The following is an 11,419-nucleotide window of genomic DNA, read 5'->3' as shown; positions in this document are numbered from 1 at the left end:
CGTGAGGTGTCTAACCTCCTGTCATGGACGAAGAGCTGCGCGTGCTCACGGAACGCTCACGGGCCGAGGCGGACGCCTCGGGCGCCCGCGCGGTCTGCGACCGCCTGGCGGAGGGCGCGGGACCGGACGAACTGGCGGCCGTGCTCACCGAGCCCGGACACCCCCTGTGGGCCCGCGAACTGGCCGCGTTCCGGCTGGGCTCGGCAGGGGACCGGCGGGCCTTCGAGTCCCTGGTGCTGCTGCTCAACCACCGCGACCCGCCCCGCTGCGCCGCCGCCGCCGAGGCGCTGGCGCGGCTCGGCGACCCGCGTACCGCACGGGCCGCCGCCGCCCTCGCCACCAACGAACTGCGCGTCGCCTACGCCCTCGAGCCGGTGCGCCTGCTGACGGTGTTACGGGCCCCGGAGTCCGTGCCCGCGCTGATCACGACCCTGGAGCGGAGACTGCGCCCGCACGATCCGTACCGCCGGGTCGCGCTCGCCTGCGTCGAGGGCCTCGGCGCCCTCGGCGACGCGCGGGCGGCACCGGTGCTCCGCGAGGCGCAGGCCCACCCGGCCCTCGCGGAGGCGGCGACGGGGGCGCTGGCGCGCCTTGCCGGGCGGGGCTGAGGCCGTGACGCGGCGCCCGCCTCAGCCGGCCGGCGCCCGCGCGTACCGCACCTCCGCCACCGCCGCGCCGTCCACCTCGAAGGACTCCTCGGCGCCGTCGGCGCGGAAGCCCGCCCGTGCGTAGAAGCGGCGGGCGCGGGCGTTGCCCTTCAGCACCCACAGCAGGACGCGCGGGTACCCGGCGGCGGCGCACCGGTTCAGGGAGGTCTCCAGCAGGGCCCGGCCTATGCCGGTGCCGGCCCGCCCGGGGTCGACGTAGAGCGCGTACACCTCGGCGTCGGCGGTGGTGGCGTCGCCCTCGCGGTACGGGCCGTGGCAGATCCAGCCGGTGACCGTGCCGTCCGGGTCCGCGGAGACCAGGTTCTCCACGCCGGGCGCCGCCCCGGCGAGCAGGGCGCGGCGCCGTTCGGCGTCCTCGGCGGGGTCGAGCCCGTCGAGGTAGGACCGGGCCACGAGGCCCCGGTAGGCCCACTGCCAGCCGCGTACGCGGATCTCGCCCACCCGCTCGCAGTCCGCGGGTGTCATCGCGCGCACGGTGGGACCGCTCACGGGGCGACCACCGCCAGCGCCTCGATCTCCATCAGGAACTCGGGGCGGACCAGGCCGGCCACCCGCACCGCCGAGGCGGCGGGCAGCCGCTCGTCGGGGATGTGCGCGGCGCGGGCGGCACGGATGGCCGGCATGTGCGCCATGTCGGTGACGAAGTAGGTCAGCTTCACCACGTCGTCGAAACCGGCGCCGGCCGCGGCCAGACAGCGGCGCAGGTTCTCGAAGACCCGCTCGGCCTGCGCCGCCGCGTCGCCCTCGCCCACGATCCGGCCCTCCTCGTCCAGCGAGAGCTGGCCCGAGACCGCGACGAGGCGGCCGGTCGCGGAGACGACGTGGGCGTACTGGGCGGCGGGGGCGACGCCGTCGGGGGCGGGAATCCTGGTCAGGTCGCTCATGAGGGCATCATGTCCCATGGTTCCGGCCGGAGTCCCGCCCTTTTCGGCCCGCCGGTCAGCCGCGCGGAGCGAGCAGCCCGTGCAGGGCCGCGCCGCGCGAGGAGGCCGGGGCGGCCTCGGACCCCAGCGGCCGCGGATCGGGCAGCGCCGGACAGACCGCGTCCGCCTCGCCGCTGCCGCTCGGCAGGGTGCCGTCGGCGAGATAGGCCGTCAGGTGCCGGTCCAGGCAGGCGTTCCCGCTCAGCGTGACGCCGTGGTTGCCGCCGCCCTCCTCGACGACGAGGCGCGAGCCGCGCAGCATCCGGTGCAGGGTGACCGCGCCGTCGTAGGGGGTGGCCGCGTCGCCGGTCGCCTGGAACAGCAGGGCGGGCGGCAGCGCGCCGTTGGTGACGTCCACGGGCCTTCGCGCGGGGACCGGCCAGAACGCGCACGGCGCGTTGTACCAGGTGTTGTTCCACGTCATGAAGGGCGCCTCACGGTGCGTCGCCCAACTGTCCGCGCGCCACCGCCCCCAGCTCCGGGGCCAGCCGGCGTCCCGGCACTGCACGGCGGTGTAGACGCTGTACCCGTTGTCGTCGGAGGCCCCCGCGGCCCCGAAGTCCTCGTACGCCTCGACCAGCGGTCCGCTCTCCCCGTCGCGGGCGTACGCGGCGAACGCCTCGGCCAGGGCGGGCCAGTAGCCGTTGTAGTAGCCGCCCGGCAGGAAGGTGTCCTCCAGCTCCGCCGGGCCCACCCGGCCCTCGGCGGGCTCGCGGGCGAGCGCCGCGCGCATCGCGTACCAGGCGGCCTCGACGCGGTCCGGGTCGGTGCCGAGCCGGTACACGCCGTCGTGCTTGGCGATCCACGCCATGAAGGCACGGTGACGGTGTTCGAAGGCGCGGTCCTGGCCGAGGTTGTCCTCGTACCAGACGCCGGTGGGGTCGACGACGGAGTCGAGCACGAGGCGCCGTACGCGGTCGGGGTACCGCTTGGCGTAGACGGCGCCGAGGTAGGTGCCGTACGAGTAGCCGAAGTAGTTGAGCCGCTGCGCGCCGAGCGCCGCGCGGAGGGCGTCCATGTCGCGCACGGCGTCGGTGGTGCCCATGTGCGGCAGCAGCTCGCCGTGCCGCTCGCCGCAGGCGGCGGCGAAGGCGGCGGCCCGGTCGAGGTTGGCCTCCTCGACGCCCGGGGCGGAGGGCACCGGGTCGGGGCGGACGGGGCCGAAGTGGCCCGGCAGGCAGTCCAGCGCCGGTTCGCTGCGGCCGACGCCCCGGGGGTCGAAGCCGATGACGTCGTACTGGGCGGCGACCTCGGCGGGCAGCGCGGACGCCACGAAACCGGCCAGCGTCAGCCCGCTGCCGCCCGGCCCGCCGGGGTTGACCAGCAGGGGACCCTGGTACGTCGCGGAGGTGTGGGGCACGCGGGAGAGGGCCAGCGTGATCTTCTTGCCGCCCGGACGGTCGTGGTCGAGGGGCACCGTCAGGGACGCGCACTGGAGCGTCGGGTGGCCGGGGGTGCCGCACGCGCGCCAGTCGGGCGCCGCGCTCGCGGGGGGAGGGGTGGCCGCGGCGTGCGGCGCGCTCGCCTGGGCGGGCAGGGCGGTGACGGATCCGGCGGCGATGACGGCGGCCCCGCACAGCACGGCTGCGCGTTGTCTCATGGAGTCTCCCGGGGACGGAGAGGCAGGGGACCGCGCGGCTCGCGGTCCCCGCCGCATCGTCCCGGACTCCGCCGCCGGGGCGACGCCCCCGCCGCCGACGTGGCCCGAACGGCCCCCCGGATGCCCCCGAATGCCCGCGGCCGGTCAGCGGCGGCGGGCGGGAGGCCACGGGACGTCAGGGCCGGTCGCGGGCGCCTCGGCCCGGCCGGCACCCGCGGCGGCCGGGCGCCCGCGGGTTCCGCCGGGCGTCCGGCCGCGCCTCACCCGGACGGCCCGGAGTCCTCGCGGCCGGGTCTTCACAGCAGGGAGAGCTGCACCGGCTCCGGGGGCGTCTGGTCCTCCGGTGCCGCCGGTGCCGCCGGTCCCGTCGGGGACGGTCGGTGGGGGCGGCGGGGTCCGGCGGGGGTGGTGGGGCCCATGCCGTACTCGCGGGCGAGTTCGTGGACCTGGCGGGTGACCCGGCGCTGGTACCACGTGGGGGCGTAGGCCCCGTCCGCGTACAGGCGCTCGTAGCGGCGGACGAGGTGAGGGCGGTGGCGGCCGAGCCAGGCCATGAACCACTCGCGGGCCCCCGGCCGCAGGTGCAGCACCAGCGGCGTCACCGAGGTGGCCCCCGCGGCGGCGATCGCCCGGACCGTCGCCCGCAACTGGGCCGGCTCGTCGCTCAGGTAGGGCAGGACCGGCGCCATCAGCACCCCGCAGCCCAGACCCCGCGCGCCCAGCGCGCGCACCACCTCCAGCCGCCGTTCCGGGGCGGGGGTGCCCGGCTCCACGGTGCGCCACAGCTCGGTGTCGGTGAAGCCGACCGAGACGGAGACGCCCACGTCCGTCACCCGCGCGGCCCGCGTCAGCAGGTCGAGGTCGCGCAGGATCAGCGTGCCCTTGGTCAGGATCGAGAAGGGGTTCGCCCGCTCGGTCAGGGCGGTGACGATGCCCGGCATCAGGCGGTAGCGGCCCTCGGCGCGCTGGTAGCAGTCGACGTTGGTGCCCATCGCCACGTGTTCTCCCCGCCATCCGGGGGAGGCCAGTTGCCGGCGCAGCAGTTCCGGCGCGTTGACCTTGACGACGATCTGGGTGTCGAAGCCGAGGCCCGTGTCGAGGTCCAGGTAGCCGTGGGTCTTGCGGGCGAAGCAGTACACGCACGCGTGCGTGCAGCCCCGGTAGGGGTTCACCGTCCACTCGAACGGCATGCGCGAGGCGCCCGGCACCCGGTTGAGGATCGAACGGGCCCGCACCTCGTGGAAGGTGATGCCCTGGAACTCGGGCGTGTCGACGGTACGGACCGTCACCGCGTCCGCGCCGAACAGCGCGGCGTCGGCGGTCCTGGTGTGGCCGGAGTCCGTGAGGTTCTCCCAGCGCATCGGCGCCTCCTCGGTAGCACTGCGCGCCACAATAGAACATCTGTTCCCATGATCGTGCGCGCGTGTCCCCCGGCCCGCGCGCCCGACGGCCCCCGGGGCACCCGGTCCGCCCGCCGCGCGCCCCCCGATTTGGAGGCCGGGCAGCGGGGTGGTTGGCTTGCCCCGACCCCGAGAAACAGGCCCTGGAGGAACCCGATGGCGCAGGTCGAGGCGACGACGGAGCGGATCGTGGCGGCGGACGCGGAGACGGTGTTCGACACCCTCGCCGACTACGCCGGCACGCGCGCGAAGCTGCTGCCCGAGCACTTCAGCGAGTACGAGGTCCGCGAGGGCGGCGACGGGGAGGGCACCCTCGTCCACTGGAAGCTCCAGGCCACCAGCAAGCGCGTCCGCGACTGCCTGCTGGAGGTCACCGAGCCGACCGACGGCGAACTGGTCGAGAAGGACCGCAACTCCTCCATGGTCACCGTCTGGCGGGTCACGCCGGCCGGCGAGGGCTCCTCCCGGGTCGTCGTCACCACCACCTGGCAGGGCGCCGGCGGCATCGGCGGCTTCTTCGAGCGGACCTTCGCCCCCAAGGGCCTCGGCCGGATCTACGACGCGATGCTCGCCAAGCTGGCCGCCGAGGTCGAGAAGAAGTAGTCAAGAGGCCGTGACCCGGGGCGCGTTGGCCCGCCGCCCTCACCGGTTCGAGTGATCCTCAGGTGTTCACGTCCCGCACCGTAACTTGTCGCACTCGCTCGCAGTTGTCGCCGCAGGCGGCAGAAGTGCGCAGGCGCGACGAGGGGAGCGATACGTGGGCGGGATCACTCTGGTGCAGGACGAGCCGGTCTCCGCGCCCCCGGACACCCCGGACGCGGACCCGCCCCGGGGGCCGTCCGCACCCGCGCCGGAGCCCGGCGCGGAACTGAGCCCGCGCCGGGTCCGGCTGGTCTTCCTCGGGCTCATGCTCGCGCTGCTCCTCGCGGCGCTGGAGCAGATGATCGTCGCCACCGCCCTGCCGAAGATCGTCGGCGAGCTGCACGGCCTCGACAAGATGTCCTGGGCGATCACCGCCTACCTGCTCACCGCCACCATCGGCCTGCCGGTCTACGGCAAGCTCGGCGACCTCTTCGGCCGCAAGGGCGTCTTCCAGTTCGCCATCGTCGTCTTCATCGTCGGCTCGGCACTGGCCGGGCGCGCGCAGACGATGGACCAGCTCATCGCCTTCCGCGCGGTGCAGGGCGTCGGCGCGGGCGGGCTGATGATCGGCGTCCAGGCGATCATCGCGGACATCGTGCCGCCCCGGGAACGCGGCCGGTACATGGGCCTCATCGGCGCCGCCTTCGGCCTCGCCTCGGTGGCCGGGCCGCTCCTCGGCGGCTACTTCACCGACCACCTCTCCTGGCGCTGGTGCTTCTACATCAACGTCCCCTTCGGCCTGGTCACCCTCGCGGTCGTCGCCGTCGTCCTGAAACTGCCCCGGCCCCGCACCCGGGCCCGCCTCGACGTGGTCGGCGCCCTCCTGCTCGCCGCCGCCTCCACCTGCCTGGTGCTGCTGACGAGCTGGGGCGGCACCGAGTACGCCTGGGACTCCGAGGTCATCCTCGGCCTCGCCGCCGGGGCCGCCGTCTCCACCGTGCTCTTCCTGGTCGCCGAGCACTTCGCCCCCGAACCGCTGATCCCGCTCCGGCTCTTCCGCGACTCCGTCTTCAACGTCACCGGGCTGATCGGACTCGTCGTCGGCGTCGCCCTGTTCGGCGCCGCCAGCTATCTGCCGACCTTCCTCCAGATGGTCGACGGCGCCTCCGCCACCGCCTCCGGCCTGCTCATGCTCCCCATGATGGGCGGCATCGTCGGCGCCTCGATCGTCTCCGGCCAGCTCATCAGCCGCACCGGGCGGTACAAGGTCTACCCGGTCCTCGGCGGCCTGCTCTCCGCCGTCGGCATGTGGCTGCTCTCGCTGCTCGACGCCGACACGCCCCGGCTGCACTACAGCCTCTGGATGGCCGTCCTCGGCGCCGGCATCGGCATGGTGATGCCGGTCCTGGTCCTCGCCGTGCAGAACTCCGTGCGCCCCGCCGACCTGGGCACCGCCACCAGCGCCAACAACTACTTCCGGCAGATCGGCGGCAGCGTCGGCGCCGCCGTCTTCGGCACCCTCTTCGCCAACCGGCTCACCGACGCCCTCGCCGGCCGGCTGCCCGCCGGCGCGGAGGCCGGACCCGGCGCCGAGTCGGTCACCCCCCAACTCGTGCACGGCCTGCCGCCCGCGCTGCGCGACGCCTACGTCGCCGCCTACGCCGAGGCGATGCCGCGCATCTTCCTGTACCTGGTGCCGGTGCTCGTCGCCGGCCTGATCATCGCCTTCTTCCTCAAGGAGAAACCCCTGGTGTCCCACAACGCCCCCGTCTCCGCGCCGGAGACCCCGCGGCACGCCACCGCACAGGTCCCGCAGGCCCGTTCGCCCTACGCGGCCGGCATCCCGGTCTGCGGCACGGTGCAGCACCCGGACGGCACCGTCGTACCGCGGGCGGCGCTCACCCTCATCGACGTCGGCGGGCAGCAGATCGGCCGGGGCGCCAGCGGGGACGACGGACGGTACGCGCTGTCCACGCCCGGCTCCGGCTCCTACGTCCTGATCGCGGCCGCCGGCGGGCACCAGCCGCAGGCCGTGTCGGTCACCGTCGGCGAGCGCCCGGTCGAGCTGGACGTGGTCCTCGGCGGCGCGGGCCGCCTGGCCGGCAGCGTGCTCACCGCCGACGGCAGCCCCGTGCGGGACGCGACCGTCACCCTCACCAACGTGCACGGCGAGGTCGTGGCCACCACCCGCAGCGGCCGGGAGGGCGGGTACGTCATCACCGAGCTGGTGGCCGGCGAGTACACCCTCGCCGCCAGCGCCCCCGCCTTCCGCCCCGCCGCCCTGCCGGTCAGCGTCCAGGCCGCCCGCGAGACCCGCCAGGACGTGGAGCTGGCCGGCGGCGCGGTGCTGCGCGGCACGGTACGGGCGAACGGCGGCCGGGCCGTGGAGGACGCCCGCGTGACGCTGCTCGACGCCGCCGGGAACGTGGTGGACACGCTGACCACCGGGCCCGACGGCACCTTCCGCTTCATCGACCTGTCGTCCGGCGAGTACACCGTCATCGCCGCCGGCTATCCGCCGGTGGCGACCGTGCTCCAGGTGGCCGGCGGCGGCCGTACCGAACGCGACCTCCAGCTCGGCCACGAGGACTGACGCCCCGGCGCCCCGCCCGCCATGTGCGCCACCACCCGTCCCGGCCGCCGGTCAGATGTGCCCGGCGACCGGCTGTCCGGGCGCGCGGCGGGCGTCCCGCGCCCGTGCGGCGACGGCCTGCGCGACCACCGGCAGGGAGGCGGGCCGCACGAACAGGAAGAGGTTGGGCTCGATCAGCTCCAGTTCCATCACCACCGGCCGGCCCGCGTCGTCGTCGACCAGGTCGACCCGGGCGTAGAACACGTCCTCGGCGTGGGGGACCACCGCGAGGGCGCGCTCGGCCACCTCGCGCTCGCGCGCCGTGGGCACCCACGGTTCGAGGCTGGGGTGGGCGACCTTGCGGTGGTCGAAGGGCACGCCGGTGCCGAGGACCGCCTTCTTGCGCACGGCGTGCAGGAAGGTGCCGCCGAGGAAGACCAGGGCCCGTTCGCCGCCGGTCTCGATCCGCGCCATGTACGGCTGCACCATGGCCGTGACGCCCTCGGCGTGCATGTGGCCGATGTGCCGTAGGGCGGTGTCCCGGTCGCCCGCCCGGTAGCGCGCCGCGTACCGGGCGCCGGCGCCCACCGCCGGTTTGATCACGTACTCGTGGTCGGCCGGCAGCACGGCGGCGGGCTCCACGGCGGCGCCGGGGGCCAGGTAGCGGGTGCGGACGGCCGGGACCCCGGCCTCCGCGAGCCGGGCGAGGTAGAACTTGTCGGAGCTCCAGCGCACCACCGGCGGCGGGTTGAGCAGCGTCGTCATCCGGGCGCACCGCTCCGCCCAGTCGAGGAACGCCTCCCTGCGCCAGGTGTAGTCCCAGGTGGAGCGGATCAGCACCAGGTCGAAGCCGGCCCAGTTCACGTCGGGGTCGTCCCATGCGGCGGACTCCGCGGCGACGCCGGTCTCGTGCAGGGCCGCCAGGAGCGGCGGCAGATCGTGATCCGTGGCGATTTCCGGGCGTGGCCCGGTGGTGACCAGCGCGACCCTGGCATCCGGCATGGGCCATTCCTCACTCGGGACGATGTGTCGGGAGCAAGCTAGCAGCGGGAACCGTCGCCCGAGGCGCCCCGCGGGCGCACCGCTCCCCGTACCGGCCGCCGTCCGGGATGCCGGCGCAGGCGGCCCCGGACACCGATGCGCCTCCGGTGGAACGGGCCGGATCGACAGGCCGGATCGACGTCCTTCCGGCGTGAGGTCCCGTTTCGGCGCGTGATCACACACGGCCGATCGTCCGGCGGATACGCGCTGTTCCCGTGATCAGGAGTCGGGGGACGGCTTCCCTGACCTCCCGTTCCTTCGTGCGGGGGCGTGCGGGGGCCGGGCGGCGGGCCGCCCGGGAACGGGGGCGGGGGCGCTCCTGGCAGGCCCTTGCACCGGGGCGTAACGTGGCGCATCATGAAGATCCTCATCAGCGCCGACATGGAGGGCGCCACCGGTGTCACCTGGCCGGCCGACGTGCTGCCCGGGACGCCGCAGTGGGAACGGTGCCGTCCGATGTTCACCTCGGACGTCAACGCCGCCGCGCTCGGCTTCCTCGACGGCGGCGCCGACGAGGTCCTCGTGAACGAGGCCCACTGGTCCATGCGCAACCTGCTGCTGGAGCGGCTCGACGAGCGGGTGCAGATGCTCACCGGACGGCACAAGGAGCTGTCCATGGTGGAGGGCGTGCAACACGGCGACGTGGACGGCATCGCCTTCATCGGCTACCACGGCGGCGCCGGCATGGAGGGCGTCCTCGCCCACACCTACCTCGCCAACCAGATCACCGGCGTCTGGCTCAACGGCGTCCGCGCCAGCGAGGGCCTGCTCAACGCGCACGTCGTCGCCGAGTACGGGGTGCCCGTCGTGCTGGTCACCGGCGACGACGTGGCCTGCGAGGACGCGCTCGGCTACGCGCCCGAGGCGATGAAGGTCGCCGTCAAGGACCACGTCTCGCGCTACGCCGCCGTGTGCCGTACCCCGGCCCGGACCGCCGCCGACATCCGCGAGGCGGCCGCACGGGCGACCGCCCTGGCCGGGCGGCGGGAGCCGGTGGCCGGCGGGCCGTTCACCGTGGAGGTCGAGTTCGACGCGGAGCACCTGGCGGCGGCCTCGACCGTCGTGCCCGGCGTGGCTCGCAGCGGGGAGCGCCGCGTCGCGTACACCCACGAGACCATGTTCGAGGCCATCCGGACCTTCAAGGCGGTCACCACGATCGCCTCGGCCGCCGTGGAGGAGCAGTATGGCTGAGCAGCAGACGCCGACCCCGACGACCCCCGCAGGCCCGGCACCGGACGCGCGGGCGCTCGACGAGGTGGTCCGCTTCACCTCCGACCTGATCCGCATCGACACCACCAACCGGGGCGGCGGCGACTGCCGCGAACGGCCCGCCGCCGAGTACGCCGCCGCACGGCTCGCCGAGGCCGGGATCGAACCGACCCTGCTGGAGCGCACCGAGGGCCGCACCAACGTCGTCGCCCGCATCGAGGGCACCGACCCCGGCGCCGACGCGCTGCTGCTCCACGGTCACCTCGACGTGGTGCCCGCCGAACCGGCCGACTGGAGCGTGCACCCCTTCTCCGGGGAGATCCGCGACGGCGTCGTCTGGGGGCGCGGCGCGGTCGACATGAAGAACATGGACGCCATGATCCTCTCCGTCGTACGGGCCTGGGCCCGGCACGGCGTGCGGCCTCGCCGGGACATCGTGATCGCCTTCACCGCCGACGAGGAGGCCAGCGCCGAGGACGGCTCCGGCTTCCTCGCGGACCGGCACGCCGGGCTGTTCGAGGGCTGCACCGAGGGGGTCAGCGAGTCCGGCGCCTTCACCTTCCACGACGGCGCGGGCCGCCAGATCTACCCGATCGCGGCGGGCGAGCGCGGCACCGGCTGGCTCCGGCTCACCGCCCGCGGCCGGGCCGGGCACGGCTCCAAGGTGAACCGCGAGAACGCGGTCACCCGGCTCGCGGCGGCCATCACCCGCATTGGCGACCACTCCTGGCCACTGCGGCTGACCCCGACCGTGCGGGCCGCTCTGGAGGAACTGGCCGCCCTGTACGGCATCGAGACCGGCCCCGACGGCGTCGGCGCCGACCCGGCCGAGGTGGACGTCCTGCTGCGCAAGCTCGGCCCCGCCGCCGCCCTGGTCGAGGCCACCGTCCGCAACAGCGCCAACCCGACCATGCTGGACGCCGGTTACAAGGTGAACGTGATCCCCGGCGAGGCGGTGGCCCACGTCGACGGACGCTTCGTGCCCGGCGGCGAGGACGAGTTCCGCGAGACCCTGGACCGGCTCACCGGCCCCGACGTGGACTGGGAGTTCGACCACCGCGAGCCCGCCCTGTACGCGCCGGTCGACTCGCCGACCTTCGCGCGGATGCGCGCCGCCGTCGAGGAGTTCGCCCCCGAGGGGCACGTCGTCCCGTACTGCATGTCGGGCGGCACGGACGCCAAGCAGTTCTCCCGCCTCGGCATCACCGGCTACGGCTTCGCGCCGCTCCGGCTGCCGGAGGGCCTGGACTACCAGGCCCTCTTCCACGGCGTCGACGAACGCGTCCCCGTCGAGGCGCTGCACTTCGGTGTCAACGTCCTGGACCGGTTCCTGCGCACGGCTTAGCGCACGGGACCGCAGACGGCAGCGCTCGCGCGGAAGGCGAGCGGCGCGCGCGGGTGCAGTGACGCGCGCGGGTGGAGTG

10 protein-coding genes are annotated in these 11,419 nt (G+C 74.9%); 5 read left to right on the top strand and 5 right to left on the bottom strand.

What is annotated here, in order from left to right; all coding sequences use genetic code 11:
• The first annotated feature begins 23 nt into the window (after nucleotides 1-23).
• Nucleotides 24-608: an adenylosuccinate lyase gene (locus VM636_RS03855; protein WP_030418758.1), complete on the top strand. Its 585-nt coding sequence runs from the start codon at nucleotides 24-26 to the stop codon at nucleotides 606-608.
• Between the two features lie 21 nt (nucleotides 609-629).
• Here VM636_RS03855 and VM636_RS03850 read toward each other — a convergent pair whose 3' ends face one another.
• The 4 genes from VM636_RS03850 to VM636_RS03835 form a co-directional block, all read right to left on the bottom strand.
• A complete protein-coding gene (locus tag VM636_RS03850) occupies nucleotides 630-1,133 on the bottom strand; it encodes a GNAT family N-acetyltransferase (RefSeq protein ID WP_078855747.1) in 504 nt (167 codons plus the stop codon).
• Between the two features lie 20 nt (nucleotides 1,134-1,153).
• Nucleotides 1,154-1,552 (bottom strand): RidA family protein, encoded by a 399-nt coding sequence (locus VM636_RS03845; RefSeq protein WP_338483272.1) that lies wholly within the window; start codon nucleotides 1,550-1,552, stop codon nucleotides 1,154-1,156.
• 55 nt (nucleotides 1,553-1,607) lie between these two features.
• Nucleotides 1,608-3,191 carry an alpha/beta hydrolase gene (locus VM636_RS03840; protein ID WP_030418761.1) on the bottom strand — a complete coding sequence of 528 codons (1,584 nt, stop codon included), beginning with the start codon at nucleotides 3,189-3,191 and terminating at the stop codon, nucleotides 1,608-1,610.
• Between the two features lie 296 nt (nucleotides 3,192-3,487).
• Nucleotides 3,488-4,552: an Rv2578c family radical SAM protein gene (locus VM636_RS03835; protein ID WP_030418762.1), complete on the bottom strand. Its 1,065-nt coding sequence runs from the start codon at nucleotides 4,550-4,552 to the stop codon at nucleotides 3,488-3,490.
• A 195-nt stretch (nucleotides 4,553-4,747) separates the two neighbouring features.
• Between VM636_RS03835 and VM636_RS03830 the strand changes: the two genes are divergently transcribed.
• Complete coding sequence (locus VM636_RS03830) at nucleotides 4,748-5,194, top strand: SRPBCC family protein (RefSeq protein ID WP_030418763.1); 447 nt, start codon at nucleotides 4,748-4,750, stop codon at nucleotides 5,192-5,194.
• Nucleotides 5,195-5,348: 154 nt separating this feature from the next.
• On the top strand, nucleotides 5,349-7,766 hold the full coding sequence (locus VM636_RS03825; RefSeq protein WP_053914230.1) for an MFS transporter: 2,418 nt from the start codon (nucleotides 5,349-5,351) through the stop codon (nucleotides 7,764-7,766).
• A 51-nt stretch (nucleotides 7,767-7,817) separates the two neighbouring features.
• Here VM636_RS03825 and VM636_RS03820 read toward each other — a convergent pair whose 3' ends face one another.
• The gene (locus tag VM636_RS03820; RefSeq protein WP_338483268.1) at nucleotides 7,818-8,747 is read right to left on the bottom strand and encodes a hypothetical protein; all 930 of its coding nucleotides are present in this window, start codon (nucleotides 8,745-8,747) and stop codon (nucleotides 7,818-7,820) included.
• A gap of 396 nt (nucleotides 8,748-9,143) precedes the next feature.
• Between VM636_RS03820 and VM636_RS03815 the strand changes: the two genes are divergently transcribed.
• A complete protein-coding gene (locus VM636_RS03815; protein WP_030418766.1) occupies nucleotides 9,144-9,977 on the top strand; it encodes a M55 family metallopeptidase in 834 nt (277 codons plus the stop codon).
• Complete coding sequence (locus tag VM636_RS03810; RefSeq protein WP_338483265.1) at nucleotides 9,970-11,340, top strand: M20/M25/M40 family metallo-hydrolase; 1,371 nt, start codon at nucleotides 9,970-9,972, stop codon at nucleotides 11,338-11,340. Before VM636_RS03815 ends, VM636_RS03810 begins: the two co-directional genes overlap by 8 nt.
• Nucleotides 11,341-11,419 lie beyond the last annotated feature (79 nt).

Origin of the sequence: Streptomyces sp. SCSIO 75703 (genome assembly GCF_036607905.1) — a bacterium.
Taxonomy (GTDB): Bacteria; Actinomycetota; Actinomycetes; order Streptomycetales; family Streptomycetaceae; genus Streptomyces.
Note: the sequence above shows the minus strand (reverse complement) of the source record. Positions and strands in the feature narration are given on the sequence as shown.